A 16,760-nucleotide genomic window follows, 5' to 3' on the forward strand; every position below is an offset into this window, starting at 1 on the left:
GATCTGCCGGGAACCGGCAGCAAGACCTGTGCATGCAGGGTGTCAGGCAGAATCGAGTCGCCTGGTTTTGCTACCGCTGCGCGGTAGATCGCGGGGCAAGCCACGCTCCTACAGGGACTGTGTCAGCCTGATGGATCTGCTTTTGATTTTGCTTTTCGACATCGATATTCCGGACACCGCAAATCGCGACTTGGGTGCAGGCTGAACGCAGGCGATGCGCAGTGGGCCGAGCGGCATGGATGCCGCGAGAGTGCCGTCAGGACATGGATGTCCGTTCGGCGCGGGCCCACGGAGCGTCGCCGGAGTGAAGGGACCCGACGCAGGAGGGCCAAACCGGGAGCCAGACACTTGGTGACTTGGTGTCTTTTCAAGTCACTCGCCGAAGGCGAAACAGGTCTGGCGTTAGCCAGACTCTAGTAGCGCCGCCGCAAGATACGGATACACTCCGAATCCAATCCAGCCCCAGCCCCAGCCCCAGCCCCAGCCAGAGAACGCTGATTACAGCGTCGGGTAATCGATATACCCCACAGCCCCTTTCCCATAGAACGTCTCGGGATGCGGCTCGTTCAGCGGTGCATCCTTGGCCAGGCGTGCAGGCAGATCAGGGTTCGCGATGAACGGCACACCGAAGGCCACCGCATCCGCTTTACCGCTGGCCAGCCATTCATTGGCGCTCTGCTTGGTGAATTTTTCGTTGGCGATGAACGCTCCGCCAAACGCCTCTTTCAGGCGTGGGCCCAGACTGTCGTCCTGCTCACGCTCACGGGCACAGATGAACGCGATGCCGCGCTTGCCCAGTTCCCGGGCGACGTAGGTGAAGGTTTCAGCCAGGTTGTCGTCACCCATGTCATGGCTATCAGCGCGAGGCGCCAGGTGCACGCCGACACGGCCCGCGCCCCAAACCTCAACGGCTGCGTCGGTCACTTCCAGCAGTAGACGTGCGCGGTTTTCCAGCGAGCCGCCGTAGCGGTCGGTGCGCGTGTTCGTGCTGCTTTGCAGGAACTGATCGAGCAGGTAACCGTTGGCGCCATGGATTTCCACGCCATCGAAACCCGCGGCCTTGGCGTTCTCGGCACCCACGCGGTAGGCGTCGACGATGTCTTCGATCTCAGCCAGTTCCAGGGCACGCGGCGTCACGTAATCGGACAGCGGGCGCACCAGGCTCACGTGGCCTTTTGGCTGAATCGCGCTCGGGGCAACGGGTGTCTCGCCGTTCAGGTAGGTCGGGTGGGAAATACGTCCGACATGCCACAGTTGCAGCACCATTTTACCGCCCGCGGCGTGCACGGCCTTGGTGATGTTGCTCCAGCCGCGAACCTGATCGTTGGACCAGATACCGGGAGTGTCCGGGTAACCGACGCCCATCGGAGTGACCGACGTCGCCTCGCTGATGATCAGGCCAGCGGAAGCGCGCTGGACGTAATACTCGGCCATCATCGCGTTCGGAACACGGCCTTCATCCGCGCGGCACCGGGTCAGCGGCGCCATGATGATACGGTTGGCCAGTTCGAGCTCGCCCATCTTGATCGGGTCAAAAATTGTAGCCATCGGGAATATCCTCAATGCATGAGTGAGTAGGTGAATCCGCAGTGTTCAAATCGTTCACGAATCAGTTCGTTGCAGCGGCCAGTTCGCCATCGCCGCGTTGACGGAAATTAATCAGGGTCACCAACAGGGCCAGTATTGCCAGGCCGCCAGCAGCGAGGGGCACGCTGGTCAGGCCGTAGCCGTGGGCAATGACACTGCCGCCCACCCATGCGCCCAAGGCGTTGCCGACGTTGAAGGCACCGATGTTCAGCGTCGACACCAGATTCGGTGCGTCCTTGCCGAAGGTCACCACGTTGATCTGCAACGCAGGCACAGCGGCGAAACAGGCAGTGGCCCAGAGGAAGAGGGTGATTTCAGCCGGAATCAGCGCAACGCTGGTCCAGGTGAAGACGGTCGAGGTCACGGCCATGGCGATGAACACGCCAATCAGCGTGGCGGCCAGACGTCGATCAGCCAGCTTGCCGCCAATGATGTTGCCGGCGGTCAGCCCCAGGCCGATCAGCATCAAGGTCCAGGTCACGCCCAGCGGCGACACGCCGGTGATTTCACCCAGCAACGGCGCGACGTAGGTGAACAGGGCGAACACGGAGGCGGCAAACAGTGCGGTCATGCTCAGCGACAGCCAGATCCCGGCACCTTTGAGGGCACCGAGTTCAGCGCGCATGTCGAGCTTCTCTTCATCGCGCTTGGCCGGCAGGAAACGGATCAGGCCGATGAAGGCAATAACGCCGATCACGGTGACTGCGAAGAAGGTCGAGCGCCAGCCCGCCTGTTGTCCGAGTGCGGTGCCCAAGGGCACGCCCAGTACGTTGGCAAGCGTCAGGCCGGTGAACATCAGCGCAACGGCCGAGGCTCGGCGGTTGGCCGGAACCAGACCGGCCGCAACGACCGAACCGATGCCGAAGAATGCGCCATGGCACAGTGCCGTAATCACGCGGGCAAACATCAGAATGTTGTAATCGGCGGCGACGGCGCAGAGCAGGTTGCCGATGATGAAAATCCCCATCAGCGTGACCAGTGCTGCTTTGCGCGGCAGTCTGGCGGTGGCCATGGCCATGAACGGTGCACCAATGGCAACGCCCAGCGCGTAACCGGTCACCAGCCAGCCGGCTCCGGGAATGCTGACGCCCAGGTCGGTGGCCACGTCGGGCAGCAGGCCCATGATCACGAACTCGGTCGTTCCGATGGCAAAGGCGCTCAGGGCCAGAATGAGTAGCGAAAGGGGCACGGTGCGTCTCCTGAAAAATCGGTGTTTGAGTGCTGCCAGCTCAAAGCTGCTGGGTCAGCTCCCGCAAAAACGCCTGAATGACGTCTTCATTACGTTTGAAAAAATGCCACTGCCCGTACTTCTTGCTGGTGATCAGGCCAGCACGTTGCAGCGTGGCAAGGTGAGCGGAAACGGTCGATTGCGACAGCCCCGCGCGTTGATCGATCTGACCGGCACACACGCCATGTTCGAGCGAGTGTTCCTGATCGGGAAAACAGGCATGAGGGGTCTTCAGCCAGACCAGGATCTGACGGCGAACCGGGTGGGCCAGCGCTTTTATTATTTCGTCGAGGTCGATAGGCATGTCGTTCTCAATCTGCGTGCAGCGTTATATCGCGATGGAACGAACTTTATATTGGTAAATCGCGATATACAAATATGAAAGGGTGCTAAGCATGGATCGAATCGGTATATCGGGTTATATCGATATGAGCGTTCCATTTTGTAGGAGCGCGCTTGCCCGCGATTGCGGTGGGGCAGTCAGTGAAAAAATATCTGACAGGTCACCATCGCGGGCAAGCGCGCTCCTACAGTCTTCGGTGTCTGCTACATTGCGGCGACTTGCAAACGAGCAACTGTTTTCATGAATTACCTCGCACACCTTCATCTGGGCGGTCAGACGCCTTCACAATTGCTGGGCAGCCTGTACGGCGACTTCGTCAAAGGCTTGCTACCGGGTCGCTTCCCTCTGGAGATCGAGCAGGCGATCCGTCTGCACCGGCGCATCGACGCGTTCACCGATGCCCACCCCGTGACCAAACGGGCAATGGGGCGCTTTCCGGCCGAGCGTCGGCGCTATGTCGGCATCGTGCTGGACGTGTTTTTCGATCACTGTCTGGCGCGGGACTGGTCGCAGTATTCGGACGTCCCGCTGGATGCCTTCACCGACAGGGTGTATCGCGTGCTGGCGAACGAGCCTGAATTGCCGGAGCGCCTGGCAGTGATCGCGCCGCGCATGGCGGCGCATGACTGGCTGGGTTCGTATCGGGAATTCGACGTGGTGGGCGATGCGTTGGCCGGGATTGCCCGACGGCTGTCTCGCCCCGAGGGACTGGCCGGCGCCATGCAGGAACTGCAGGCGCTTTATCGACCGTTAAGCGATGATTTCAGCGAGTTTTATCCGCAGCTTCAAGCGTTCGCTCAGGCAGCCCTGGCGGTTGACGCTCGTAGCTCGTCAGGCTGAGCCACCTGGCCAAACAACGCAGTCTGGACCGCGGTCTGTGCTTCGAACGCCAGTGCCGCGCGTTCTTTGCCCTGGGACGCGATCGGCTCCAGCAACTGAATGTGCACGTCGCTCACCTCGTTGGCGAACAGGCGGCGCAGGTGTGACAGCAAATCGTCATCGCCAATGAATGGCGCGATGTGATCAGGGTTGCCGTCGCGCACATAGCGGATGGCAACCGGTTGCACAGGAACCCCGGTTTCAATGGCGCTGGACAGCAGGCGACCGTGGAATGTCCGCAAATGGGTGCCGTCCGTGGTGGTGCCTTCAGGGAAGATCACCAGCGAATGGTTCCCGAGCAAGTGCTGACCCATTTGCTTTTGAATCAGCTTGCTGTCGCCCGAGCCGCGACGAATGAACAACGTACCCGCCTTCAGTGCCAGCCAACCGGCCACCGGCCAGGTGCGCACCTCGGCCTTGGACAGAAAGGAGAGCGGGGCGAGCATGCCCAGCAGAGGAATATCGGTCCAGGACACATGGTTGCTGACCCACAAGGCGGGCTGGACGGGCAAGGTGCCGCTGACCGTGACGCGGAACGGCAGCGCGGCCGTCAGGCGGGCCATGAACCAGCTCGTCCAGCGCTGACGGCGGGCCATGGAGTGGCCGACGCGCACCCGTTCCATCAGGGCGAACGTACCGGCAATGGTGAGTCCCAGACCGATGACCCACAGCACGCGGATGACGCGCGCATGACTGCGCAGCGAGCTCATCACACCGCTGCCTTGAAGTGACGAGCGTAGCGCGGGCATAACTCGTCGCGTTTGAGCAGGATGAACACGTCGGCAACCTGAAAGTCTTCATCCCAGCACGGCTCGCCGCAAATCTTGGCGCCCAGGCGCATGTAGGCCTTGAGCAGCGGTGGCATTTCGCAGATCACGTTGTTCGGAATGGCCAGGGTCGGCAGCGGATTCTTCGGCTCGGCGCGCAAGTGTTCGGTGCACAAATAGCGTTCACGCAAGCGCTGCATGATGGCGTGAGCCTGAATGCCACCGTCCTGCATCGGGATGCTGGCGCAGCCCATCAGGTAGCTGTAGCCGCCTTCGTTGAGCACTTCGGCCAGCTCGCTCCACAGCACGGCGATGGTCCCGCCGTTGCGATAAGCCGGGTCGACGCAGGTACGGCCCAGCTCAAGGATCGGACCCTGCAGATGGCCCAGGCCATGAAGGCTGAATTCTTCTTCGCTGTAGAAGCGGCCCAGGGTGTTGGCTGCCTTGTGGTCCAGCAAACGCGTGGTGGCGACAAGTCGACCGCTGCTGAGGTCACGCACGCCGATGTGCATGCAGTGAACGTCGTAATCGTCGATGTCCAGACCCCGTTCGGCACCTTTTAGTCTGGCGTTGAATTCGCCGCTGAACACGCTGAAGCGCAACGCCTGCGCTTCTTGCAGAGCGTGAGGTCCGACCAGGCGCTCGGCCTGCAGGCGGCGGTCTACGCGGGTGTCTCGAATACTGGCGATCTGAGTCATAAGGCGTCTCCGTGGGCCAGCCCTGGTCCAAGGCCGGTCGACTGAATGATTCGAAGCATTGCTGTACGAATGCAGGCTAGGCAGAGCCGATGTCACCACCATTAAGCTTTGGTGATGGTTGCGTGACAGGCGGGGCGCAGTCGCCAGAGAGGGATTCCACGGGCTGTCATCATTGCCTGCCAGGATGGGCGGAGTCCGAGCATGAGGTCAGTTCATGAGCCGTTGGCTGTTAGCACTTATCGTCTTGTCGATGGCAGGTTCGGCAGTCGCCGATACATGGCCGGACGCGCAATGGTCCGTCCGACCCCTCGTCTCCAGTCCAGCGTTGAAGGACCTCGAAACCTACGCCTTCCCGCCTCGCGACGAGCAGACCCGCAAGGGCATCCGCACCGATGCGCTGTTGATCGTCCACAACGGCGAAGTGATCTACGAACGCTATGCCGGCGTGACCCGGGCCGAGACACCGCACCTCACCTGGTCGGTCAGCAAAAGCATTCTGGCAACGGTACTGGGCGTGGCTTTTTCAGAAGGGCGGTTCAAGCTGGATGACCCGGTTGCGCGCTTTTATCCACCGTTCAGTGTGCATCCCGACATCAGGATTCAGGACCTGCTGCACTGGGCGTCGGGCCTGGACTGGCAAGAGGATTACGAATACGCGCCGCTCAACTCCTCGGTCGTCGCCATGCTCTACACCCGAGGCCGCGGTGACATGGCGCGCTTCACCGCTGAGCACCCTGTGGCGAGCGCGCCCGGCACGACTTATCGCTATTCCAGTGGCGACAGCATGGTATTGGCCGCTGCGCTGAGGGGCATGGTGGGCGAGACGGCGTACGCCGATTACCCGTGGACCGCGGTGTTCAACCCACTGGGCATCAAGAGCGCGGTCTGGGAAACGGATGGCACGGGCACCTTTGTCGGCTCGTCCTATGCCTACATGAGCGCGCGGGACCTGGCCCGTATCGGCTTGCTCATGCAGCGTGGCGGACGTTGGTGGGATGGCCGGTTGCTGGCGCAGGCCTGGGTCGATTTCAACCTCACGCCGTTCAGCGCCCAAACGGCCACAGATGAAGCGCCCGGTGGACAGTGGTGGCTTAACAGGACGGCGGATAACGCAACCGGCCCCTGGCCTGACGCGCCGCCGGACACGTTTGCAGGCCTGGGGCATTGGGGGCAGGCGTTGTATGTGATCCCCAGTGCGGGTCTGGTGATTGTGCGATACGCCGATGACCGGGACGGGAGCTACGATCATAACCAGTTGCTCAAGCGAGCGTTGAAAGCCGTGGCCGGGGAGCGTTCGCAATGACGGCAAGTAAAGGCTTTATTCGCCGTCGCCCGTTCAGCAGTGTCGCGATTCTGACGTTGCTGTTTCTACTCGCCGTGACCTGGAGCTGGCGTGTCCCGCTGCAGGCGTTCCCGAGCATCATCAGCGCCTACACCGCGAAGGAATATTGTTCCTGCCGTTATGTGATGAACAACCCGGTGGACTACTGTCAGGGCTATGTGAAGCAGTGGCTGCCGAGCACATTGACGGAAAGCCGGGCCGACAAGCGCGTCACCGCCACCGGCATGGGCCGTGAAAGCCGCGCACAATGGCAGGGGCCGCGCCAGGGCTGTCGATTATTGCCTCCCGCGCCCTAAGGGCGAACGTACCCGTTTGCCAGCGGTCTGACAGCCGGATAAGGTTGCCTCAATCGCGCCGCTGGAGTTCTCATGCCCTCTCTCACCCGTCTGCTGCTGGCCTCGCTCGCCGTGATGGCGCTGCCTGCTCAGGCGAACTGGTATCTGGATAACGAGTCCTCGCGACTGTCGTTCATTTCTACGAAGAACGCCGACATCTCCGAAGTCCATCGCTTCCTCAACCTGCACGGCAAGGTCGATCCCAAAGGCGTGGCCGAGCTGGAAGTCGAACTGGACTCCGTGAGCACCGGCATCCCGTTGCGCGACGAGCGCTTGCGCAAGCAGTTGTTTGACATAAAGCAATTCCCTGAAGCACGCATCACGGCGCAACTGGACATGCGTCCGATCAATGCGCTGGCGCCCGGCGCGCAGCTGGAGTTGCGGCTGCCGTTGAACGTGCAGATGCACGGCCAGTCGCAGAGCTACGACGCCGAACTGCTGGCAACGCGACTCGATGACCGGCGTTTCCAGGTGGTGACGCTGGAACCTTTGGTGTTGCACGCTGAGGACTTTGGACTGTTGCCGGGCCTGGAAGGGTTGCGCAAAGTCGCCGATCTGTCGGCGATTGGATTCTCGGTGCCGGTGGGTGCCGTGCTGATCTTTTCGGCGCGCTGATCATGAGAGGCGCGATTTTTCCGTGGCGTGACGACAACCGGTTCAACCTGCTCATCGACGGCCCTGCCTTTTTCCCGCGCATGATTGCCGCCATCGACGGCGCGCAGCAGCAAGTCGAACTCGAACTGTATCTGGTGGAAGCGGGCGCGTGCGCCGAGGCCGTGGTGCAAGCGCTGGTCGATGCCGCCAAGCGTGGCGTGATCGTGCGGTGCCTGTTCGACGACTTCGGTTCTCTGGCGTTCACCCTGAGCCTGCGCACGCGCTTGACCGAGGCGGGGGTGATTCTGCGCTTTTACAACCGCGTCCACTGGCGTCGCGGGATACGCAATTTCTACCGCGATCATCGCAAGCTGCTGCTGGTCGACAAGGCGCTGGCGGTGGTAGGCGGGACGGGCGTGACGGACGAGTTCTGGCGGCCCGATCAGGACACCAGCGAATGGCACGAAGTGATGGTCGAGATTCGCGGCCCGCTGGTGCTCGACTGGCAAGCGCTGTTTGACCGCCAGTTTCACGCCAACCCCCGACGCCGCGCATGGCGCCCCGCGGAAAACTTCGGTCTGCCGCGTCTGCCCAAAGCCCCCGTCAGCGGCAGTGGATTCGGCCGCGTCGCCTATGCCGACTCACGCCAGCACCGCGACATTCTGCAGTCACTGATTCGCTCGCTGAACACCAGCAGGACACGTATCTGGCTGGCCACGCCTTACTTTCTGCCGACCTGGAAAGTCCGCCGCGCCCTCAGGCGTGCCGCGTCCCGAGGCGTCGATGTGCGCCTGCTGCTCACCGGCCCGCGCACCGACCATCCCTCCGTGCGCTACGCCGGTCACCGCTATTACCCGCGCCTGCTCCGGGCCGGCGTGAAAATCTTCGAGTACCAGCCGTGTTTCCTGCACCTGAAGATGGTGCTGGTGGACGACTGGGTGAGCATCGGCTCCTGCAACTTCGATCATTGGAACCTGCGCTTCAATCTGGAAGCCAATCTCGAGGCCATTGATCCGGCGCTGACGCTGGCCGTGACGCAGAGCTTCGAAAGGGATTTTCGGGTCAGCAACGAAGTGAGCCTGGAAGACTGGAAAGCCCGCCCCCTCTGGCGCCGTGTCAAACAGCGCCTGTGGGGGTGGGTGGATCGGTTGGTGGTCAATGCGCTGGACCGTCGGGGTTGAGTTTCCTGGGCTTGCCACGACGCTGCTTCCGGGCCGCCGAGGTGCTAGAAAAACGTCAGAAAATTCCCGATAGGTCTGGCGGGTTTCATGCCCCGTGATCCAACCCTTAATGTGTTAACCCTTAACAGGTGGTTACCGGACTCATCAAGCACGCCGAGCGTAGAGGAATCTCCTCCATCGAGGTTCCATGATGACGCCGGATGGAATTTTTCCTCGTTCGCCGTGTTGAGGTGGTCTAGCCGGCTCATCACGGTCGTCCATTCAAACATCGTAAAACCGGGTTCGTCGGTTCTATTATTTGCGAACGTCCCCCTGCCTGGATTAAGCCCTATTGCCAAGCGGGTTTTTGCGGCAGGATCATCCTCTGCCAAACTGATACCCGACCGTGCGTTGGGATCACTCGCGTGGCCTAATGCGCCTACATGGGACGTTTCTTCACCGTATATATTATGCGCCTTAAGACTGTCCCTTCTCGAGAACTGAGGTAAACCTTGTATCGTCAGTCGCGGCGCGACATGGATGAATGAACCGTCATGCAATGTCAATCTTGAATAATTCGCAGCATATCGTTCGGGCAATGGAATCGATGGTTTAGCTTGACCATCTATCAAATTTTCACCCACCGAAGCAAAGTCTGGCGAACTTTGATTGGGTGCGTTTCTACCCATATTGAAGTAGCTGCCATTTATATAGGCGCTAGGTCGCACATGGCTGGCAGCTGATATCTCGGGACCCTCTGCTGTACCAAGCTTGATTGATATGTCGCCTCCAGACACTTTCCCTTTGAAGCGATTGTCCAAGGCGACATAGGTGAGTTCTCTTGCTGCTTTTGGGGAACGATCAAACATCATGCCTGCCCGCGAAAAAACAGAGTTGTCTCCTTTGAGTGTGACGCTGATAACGCCTTGCCTTAATGTCTTGACCCTAACCGGGTTAAGGAACCGTCTGACATAGCTTTGGACCTTCGTCACTGCTGCAGCGTCCTTCTGAGTAGTGCCATCGGGATCGAGCTTGTTGATGGGCGAATTGCTAACGAAGCGGTAAATATTTAAACCGTCTATGTTTCCGGATGGGTCCGGGTTGATCCAACGCATCAACCATGGCGCGTAATACCTGAACCCATAGTAATAAAGCCCCGAGACGTCACGTTCCTTGCCTGAATAGCGCACCGTCTTGTACTTCGCCTCCACCGCACTGCGCGCTGCCCACCATGCCGTGCCACCGAACGGGTAATAGCCTTCCTGGCTGATCAGGGCGCTCTGATGATCCAGTTCAAGTGCGCTCGATCCCAGGTGGTCCTGAAGGGTGTAACGCACTTGATCGTTGTCGATACCCTCAGGCTTCTCTGCGTGCCAGTGCAGGATCCTGACGCTGCTGTGTCCGGCCTGAACCGAGACGACATGTAACAGCTCACCATCAGGTTCGCTGCGAATCTCCAGGCCCGGCAGGTAACGTACTTCAGCATTAAGTGTTCGAGCGTTTGTCTGTGTCCGACGGATCTTGCGGCAGCGTTGCCCATACCCGTCGTATACGTACAGCTCATCGTCGTGAGAGCCGTCCTCGCGCTGCACGTTCGTGACCTGACGCAGCTGATTGCGCGCGTCCCATAGCAGGGGCTGGCCCCGTACGAGCTCCTGAAGATTGCCATTGGCATCGAAGCCGTTTTCGAGATCGGTCTCGAGTTCGCCTTCCGGCAGGCTGCGGTTGCTGTCGGATGCCACCTGCATGGTGCGGGTGAACGAATGATCGCCGACATGCCGCATCTGAAGCAGGTTGGCGCCGGCGTCATAGGTGTAGGTCTGGGTGTAGTTCGTCAATTGATTGGGGTCGGGCAGCAGCGGCTGCTGGTCGGGCAACGCAGGCCCATGACTGAAGCCGGTTTTCACCTCACGACCGGTCGCCTCCACCAACTGGTACAGGCTGTCATAGCGGTACAGACTGGCCGGGTCGGCGTTGATGTTTCTGGCAGTAGAGGAGGTCGCCAAGTCTTCGACCCTGACGATATTGCCCACGGGGTCATATTCATACGTCAGGTTTTGCAGCACGGTGCCGTTGGACGTCTGCGCCTTGATCCCGATGAGTCGCCCGGTTTCAGGCTCGTAGATATTTTCTGTACGCACGCCATTACCCAGGCATTCGCTGATGACTTGACCAAACGGGTTGTAGCGAATGTCGTCTATCAGCGTCTGAGGCGTCGCGCTACCGGCCAACTGAATGCTGGTTTCCCACAACAGGCCGTCAACGGTCAGTTGATGCGTCTGCTGGTTTCCCAGCGCATCGATCTGACCGATAAGGGTCGCCGTAGCATTGAAGCAGTAGGTGGTGGTGTGACCCTCTCCGGGCTCCAGTAACGCATCGCGCGCTGACGGTTCCGCCGGCCAGTCTGGCATCTGCGGGTCTAGAAGGTATCTGCGGTTATCCATCAGCACGCCGCCCGTCAGGCTGAAGGCCGAGGCTCGCCAGGTGCCCGCCGGATCATCATGGCGGATCAGTCGGCCACGCTGATTGGACGGCGCCGAAGCATCGCCGTACGTCAGTCGTTCAACCACTGTAGCGTCCGCATCCGGCGTCTGCTGCGTGATCGAAACCGGCCGCAGCAGCTCATCACACTCGGTCAGGCTGTAACGTCCTCGTCCATCCCAGCCTTTCTGCGTTTGTTCGTTTGCACCCGACAGATTCAGCCTCCACCCTGCATCGACGCTGTCTTCCAGCAATGTGCGGCCCGAGAGTGAGCGGATGACCGAGGTATTGGCGCGAGACGCCTCGGCCCACAATCGTGGGTCCCAATCGGCCACGTGCCGCCCCGCCACGTCCCAAATGCGCCGGGCCACGCGTTCTTCCGCAGGGGTGCCTGCATCGGAGCGGCAATAAGCGACCTCGCGGATCAGAAATGCCCGAGGGTCGATGACCAGCAATTGAGGCGTGTGGGTATGGAGGCTCATGGCTGACGTCCTTGTCTTGCATGGTTTAAGCGTAGGGGTTCCAACTGACGATGTGGCGATGCCTGATCAACGGTGCTGCACCTGTCCCATATGTCCGGTAAGCGAGTCACCTTTGGGCCGTAGTACTAGGCTGTTACCCATGTCGCCGATGCAGGCCCGATACTCATCGGCATTACAACGCATGACTTACTGATGAGGACCGAAAATGGCTGCCAAGAAAATTCTCATGCTGGTCGGCGATTACGTCGAAGATTACGAAGTGATGGTGCCTTTTCAGGCGCTGCAAATGGTCGGACACACCGTGCATGCCGTCTGCCCGGGTAAGAAGAAGGGCGATGTGATTCGCACGGCCATTCATGATTTCGAGGGCGATCAGACCTACAGCGAAAAGCGCGGCCACAACTTCGGCCTGAATTTCGATTTCGACAGTGTGAAGTCCTCGGACTACGACGCATTGTTGGTGCCTGGTGGCCGCTCGCCTGAATACCTGCGCCTCAACGAGAAGGTGCTGGAACTGGTGCGCGAGTTCGCACGCGATGACAAGCCGATTGCCGCTGTCTGTCACGGTCCGCAGTTGCTGGCCGAAACCGGCGTGCTCAAAGGCAAGTCGCTCAGCGCCTATCCAGCCTGCGCGCCCGAGGTCAGGCTCGCAGGTGGCGAGTACGTCGAGATCGGCATGGATCAGGCGCACACCGATGGCAAGCTGGTCACCGGGCCGGCGTGGCCCGCGCATCCGGCCTGGCTGGCGGCGTTTCTCAAGGTGTTGGGTACGCAGATCATTCTTTAAAACGGAGGGACGATGCATGTGCGAACTTTACGTAAAAGCCGACCCCATTCTGTACGAGTCCCGCTCGCGCTCATTGCGCATTTGCGGCGTGGTCACGACGCTGCGCCTGGAAAATCAGTTCTGGGACATCCTCGCCGAGATCGCTTCCCATGATGGTCTGACCACCAACCAACTCATCAGCAAACTCTACGAAGAGGTCATGGATTATCGGGGCGAGGTGGTGAATTTTGCCTCGTTCCTGCGCGTCAGTTGCATGCGCTACCTCAGTCAACACCGGGCTCAGGCGACGCCCTTGAGTCTGGTACGGGGTAATCCTGCAGGGGCAGAGAGCGTGTGGGCTGGCAAATAATCGTGACCCGCGCTCAGTGAAACCGGCCAAGCCCCAATATCGCGGCGTGTGCTAACCCCTATCGCGAGACGTTCTAATACAGCGTTAGCCAATCTCCTAGCCTGAAATCAGTCCGGTGTTAATCGGGGTTCCAGGAGAGGGATTGTCATGGCCGACGCAGATAAAAAATCGCTGATCTCGAAACTGCTCAGCGACCCTGACGCAGGGGGCGTAAAGAAAACCAGGCGAACACCCAAAAGCGCCAAGGTCAGTTTTGCAGCGGCGATGGGCGAGCTTGGTTACACCTCGGTGTTCGATATCGTCAGGGAGTCCAAAAGCAGCTTCGTCAGTCGGCTGGCCGAGCGCACCGACGCCGATGGCGATCTGGCGTATGACAACGCTCAATGTTATGCCGCGCAAATCGCGCGCTCCTGGCGCGAGCATCAAGTGTCGTCAGGACGTAAGCAATTCGCCACGGCGCGAACCGGGGTCCGCTCGCTGGTAGACGTCGGCCCGAGCTTTCCCAATCTCTTCAAGGAAAACTGGGATCAATTCTGCAAAGTCGGGGCCATCGCGGCGGTGGATTCCCCTGTGGCTTATCTGAACTCCCTGTACAGCTTCATCAAACGTGAGATCGAGCCAGGCGCCGGTACGGGGGCGATCTTGCTGGATACCCGCCGACCCGACCTAGCGGGTTTAGTGCTGGATCAGCAAAGCACGTTTACGCCGCGTCCCATGCTCGACATCGTTCATCAAGTGCTGAGCAGCGGCATCAAGGATTACCTCAGTGCCGGCGACCACCCGGACAAAGACAAGTCGATTTATGAGGTGCTCAAGGACAAACGCCATCCGTTTATCTTTCCTTATGACTTTCACCATCAGCAGATCATGTTGGGGTTGTCGGGGAAAAAACAACCGAAGTTGGGGGAGTTGAGTTATCGGGCGAGCCAACTTTTGCCGGTCTATAGTGATGTGGTAAATGTTTCGTATGGTGCCACTGTGTTGCCCGCAGTTCCTTCGTCAAACGCGCAAACCCTATTGAGCGGCTTAAGTGCAGAGCAGCAACAGATTGTTGTTTCTGAGTCATTGTTTGCGAACTTTCATTTATGCCTGAAAGACATCAAGAATGACTTTCGCGCGTCAACTTCCCATGTATTAACGCCTTGGCAATTGACGGAGCCGCGCACGGGTTTCGTCTTGCTTTCGCAGTCGGGCATTACAAAAATCAACCCTTCGGCAGCAATTATTTCAGCCGGGCAGTCGGGATATAACCATGTAACATTCGCTGCCACGGCTGATAGGGCTGAGTTTGAAGTCGGTGCCTGCACATATGTGAAGCATAACGATACCCAATGGAAAACAATCCCGACTGCCAGATACGGTGAGGAATGTCTGTCGCTATGCATACTAGAGAGCGACAAAACATTGCCTGAATCAGGTTCCGCATATTTTCAAGCCATCTATGAGGCAGAGCACTCGATCGATGGTGTAAGCGGACGGACCAAGGTCGCTGCCCTTTCGTTTGCGCTCAGTATTCGTCAGGACATGACAGACGACTATCCGCTTACCGACCTTCAACGCGCTTATTTCCTCGAACACTACGGTGTCGATGTTCCTAGCTGCACAGCTAACCCTCTGATCAGCGCCAAGACGTTCATGGCGCAAACCGGTGTAACGTCAGAACAACTGTCAGCCCTTCTTTCGATATACGACCATTACCCTAAATTCTCGCCTAATGTCTCTCGATCCCCTCATTGGGGCGATCATTTCCCTTATTCCATGAGTTATGGCGCTTGCTATGTCAATGGCACCGGTGGCTGGGAAGTGGGCGCTTTGCCGGCAGTGCGTACTCAGTTGAGTGATGCATCCATGGGCATCGAAGTCGACAGAGAGGCAACAAGCGGCGTCGTGACCAGCTATTTGACCAATACGTCGTTGAACCGCTTTGACCGGTTGCAACGCATGATTCGCCTGCAACGCTGGATGAACATCCCTTTCGCCGAATTGGATACGTTGATCATGGCGGTCATTCATTCGGAGGGTGAAAGCAATCTGGCGTGGGAACTGAACCGCAACACCCTGCGGGCCTTGGGTGTTTATCGTCACCTGAACCACCGCTACGACATTGGGCCGGAGGAGTTTGCGGCGTTTACGCACTTTCTCACTGCGTTTGCCTCGGGGGATCGTACGCCGCTGTTTGACAAGGTCTTCAACAGCCCGGCGTTGTTCGACACGCCGTTGATACTGGACGGTGAGGCCTTCAGCGCTGTTGAACCGGACGCCGACTCCCAGAAAACCATTGCGCAACTGTGCATAGGTCTGGGGCTTGCAGCCACGGACGACGAGTTCGGACAAATGGCGCGTGACACCGCGCTGCTGCTGGGGCCACCTGATGCTGAGGGAAAACCGGTGGTGGTGGAACTGAAGCGAACCCAGGCGTTCGTGTCCTCGTTCTACCGGCAGGCGCGCATTGCGCGGTTGTTCGGATTGAGTTTTCGGGACAGCCGGGCGTTGATCGACCTGCTGGGCGGGGAGGCGTATCTGAAGCGGGTGGTCACAGGGTATGTCCGTAGCATTGGGGACGAGACAGAGCAGTCCGATATCCTCGACATCCTCATGCAACTGGACTGGGCCGTGAGCTGGCTGAACGAGACCGGCCGGGATGTCAGTACATTGCGGGTTCAGTTGGGGCTTGATCCGGATCCGGTGTCCGTAACGCAGGCACTGCTTGATCAGGTCAATCAGATGAGGAAAGAGCTCGACGACGCCTTGCTCACGCGCGAGCAAATGAATGCCCTCAACCTTCCCGACGCAACCAAAGGCAGTCCGGCGGTGGCGGTCGATTGGTGGGAAGGGGTCTTGAGTACTGACGATATTTGCGATGCGAACGGTCTACTGGCAACGGTACCCGATGACAGTCTGAGCGATCCAGCCTCTTACTTTGCAACCAAACTAAACGGGCACATGACCGGTATCAGGTTCTCCGGCGATGTTGATCAACAAGTCGTATTCGAACGGGTACAGGCTCAATTGCTCGGATTCGTGACGAAGGGACGTATCGCACAACTGCGTCTCTTCGAAGGTTTTTTTCAGTCACTGTCCGGCTTGGCCATGGACCGTACCGAAGCCGTAATGCGTCTGGCGGGCACTTCGGGGGCTGCCTACATGCTACGCATGTTGATGGATCTGACCCCAGATGGAGCAAGCCTCTCGCCGCCGGTGACGGGCACCGCAAAGGCGTTCATCGAGAGAATTCAACGGGTCAATCGCTGTGCAGGTGTTGTTCAGCCACTAGGGTTATCCGCCAGTGCACTGCTGACGTTTTTGACCCACCCAGGTTGGTTAGTACCCAGTGTTCTTGATCTCACTCTGACGCTGAGCACGCTCTACATGCTTGACCGGTACAGCCAGTGGGTCAAGCAGGCTCCATTCGTCGAAGAGAAATTACTGGCGTACTTACGCGATGCGAACTGCTGGACGGGCAAAGACTGTTTTGCTCAAGAGTTGGCACTTTTGATCGGGTGGTCCGCTGGAGAGGTATTGGCCGTCATCGGTGCGTTCATGGACGGTGTCGCCAGAACCATGGCGGATGTGGACTGGGTGCGTCGCGTGAAAGCGACCTGCGAGCAAAGCAGGTTGTCAGCGGCTGCGCTGATGAAAGCTACACAGTTGTCCCCCGACAGCCCGCCTGAAGACTGGCAAGCCGTCGGCGAGGCGGCCATGGCCGCGAATCGTTGAGAGACACCAAC

General features: G+C 59.3%; 15 protein-coding genes. 9 read left to right on the top strand and 6 right to left on the bottom strand.

The genetic code is table 11. From position 1 onward, the window contains the following. Positions 1–205 (top strand): hypothetical protein (locus tag BMY73_RS28435; protein WP_218190165.1); only part of this gene is annotated, 205 nt, incomplete at its 5' end. A gap of 293 nt (positions 206–498) precedes the next feature. Here the strand turns inward: BMY73_RS28435 and BMY73_RS20980 are convergent. The 3 genes from BMY73_RS20980 to BMY73_RS20990 form a co-directional block, all read right to left on the bottom strand. Then, positions 499–1,548: an alkene reductase gene (locus BMY73_RS20980; RefSeq protein WP_062384022.1), complete on the bottom strand. Its 1,050-nt coding sequence runs from the start codon at positions 1,546–1,548 to the stop codon at positions 499–501. Between the two features lie 61 nt (positions 1,549–1,609). Further along, positions 1,610–2,776: an MFS transporter gene (locus BMY73_RS20985; RefSeq protein ID WP_062384019.1), complete on the bottom strand. Its 1,167-nt coding sequence runs from the start codon at positions 2,774–2,776 to the stop codon at positions 1,610–1,612. A gap of 40 nt (positions 2,777–2,816) precedes the next feature. Continuing rightward, a complete protein-coding gene (locus BMY73_RS20990; RefSeq protein WP_062384015.1) occupies positions 2,817–3,119 on the bottom strand; it encodes an ArsR/SmtB family transcription factor in 303 nt (100 codons plus the stop codon). Between the two features lie 279 nt (positions 3,120–3,398). On the opposite strand from BMY73_RS20990, the gene BMY73_RS20995 reads away from it, so the two are divergent. Next, positions 3,399–3,998, top strand: a complete 600-nt coding sequence (locus tag BMY73_RS20995) for an acyl carrier protein phosphodiesterase (protein WP_092409458.1) — start codon at positions 3,399–3,401, stop codon at positions 3,996–3,998. Here BMY73_RS20995 and BMY73_RS21000 read toward each other — a convergent pair. Continuing rightward, complete coding sequence (locus BMY73_RS21000) at positions 3,956–4,747, bottom strand: lysophospholipid acyltransferase family protein (RefSeq protein ID WP_092409460.1); 792 nt, start codon at positions 4,745–4,747, stop codon at positions 3,956–3,958. The genes BMY73_RS20995 and BMY73_RS21000 overlap by 43 nt on opposite strands. Then, entirely contained in the window at positions 4,747–5,502 is a 756-nt protein-coding gene (gene olsB, locus BMY73_RS21005; protein WP_092409462.1) for an L-ornithine N(alpha)-acyltransferase, read from the bottom strand. Before olsB ends, BMY73_RS21000 begins: the two co-directional genes overlap by 1 nt. 214 nt (positions 5,503–5,716) lie before the next feature. On the opposite strand from olsB, the gene BMY73_RS21010 reads away from it, so the two are divergent. From BMY73_RS21010 to BMY73_RS21025, 4 genes are all read left to right on the top strand, one after another. Further along, positions 5,717–6,805, top strand: coding sequence for a serine hydrolase domain-containing protein (locus tag BMY73_RS21010; protein ID WP_092409464.1), 1,089 nt, complete (start codon positions 5,717–5,719; stop codon positions 6,803–6,805). Next, positions 6,802–7,140: an amidase gene (locus BMY73_RS21015; protein WP_092409466.1), complete on the top strand. Its 339-nt coding sequence runs from the start codon at positions 6,802–6,804 to the stop codon at positions 7,138–7,140. Before BMY73_RS21010 ends, BMY73_RS21015 begins: the two co-directional genes overlap by 4 nt. Positions 7,141–7,212: 72 nt before the next feature. Next, on the top strand, positions 7,213–7,794 hold the full coding sequence (locus BMY73_RS21020) for a YceI family protein (protein ID WP_062383998.1): 582 nt from the start codon (positions 7,213–7,215) through the stop codon (positions 7,792–7,794). Between the two features lie 2 nt (positions 7,795–7,796). Continuing rightward, entirely contained in the window at positions 7,797–8,954 is a 1,158-nt protein-coding gene (locus BMY73_RS21025; RefSeq protein ID WP_092409468.1) for a phospholipase D-like domain-containing protein, read from the top strand. Positions 8,955–8,998: 44 nt separating this feature from the next. Here BMY73_RS21025 and BMY73_RS21030 read toward each other — a convergent pair whose 3' ends face one another. After that, on the bottom strand, positions 8,999–11,896 hold the full coding sequence (locus BMY73_RS21030; RefSeq protein WP_092409470.1) for an RHS repeat-associated core domain-containing protein: 2,898 nt from the start codon (positions 11,894–11,896) through the stop codon (positions 8,999–9,001). A 205-nt stretch (positions 11,897–12,101) separates the two neighbouring features. On the opposite strand from BMY73_RS21030, the gene BMY73_RS21035 reads away from it, so the two are divergent. The 3 genes from BMY73_RS21035 (at position 12,102) to BMY73_RS21045 (ending at position 16,749) form a co-directional block, all read left to right on the top strand. Then, the gene (locus tag BMY73_RS21035) at positions 12,102–12,683 is read left to right on the top strand and encodes a DJ-1/PfpI family protein (protein WP_062383989.1); all 582 of its coding nucleotides are present in this window, start codon (positions 12,102–12,104) and stop codon (positions 12,681–12,683) included. A 16-nt stretch (positions 12,684–12,699) separates the two neighbouring features. Then, a complete protein-coding gene (locus BMY73_RS21040) occupies positions 12,700–13,032 on the top strand; it encodes a ribbon-helix-helix domain-containing protein (RefSeq protein WP_062383987.1) in 333 nt (110 codons plus the stop codon). 147 nt (positions 13,033–13,179) lie between these two features. Beyond that, positions 13,180–16,749, top strand: coding sequence for a Tc toxin subunit A (locus BMY73_RS21045; protein ID WP_092409472.1), 3,570 nt, complete (start codon positions 13,180–13,182; stop codon positions 16,747–16,749). Positions 16,750–16,760 lie beyond the last annotated feature (11 nt).

Origin of the sequence: Pseudomonas sp. NFACC02 (assembly GCF_900110765.1) — a bacterium.
Lineage (GTDB): Bacteria > Pseudomonadota > Gammaproteobacteria > Pseudomonadales > Pseudomonadaceae > Aquipseudomonas.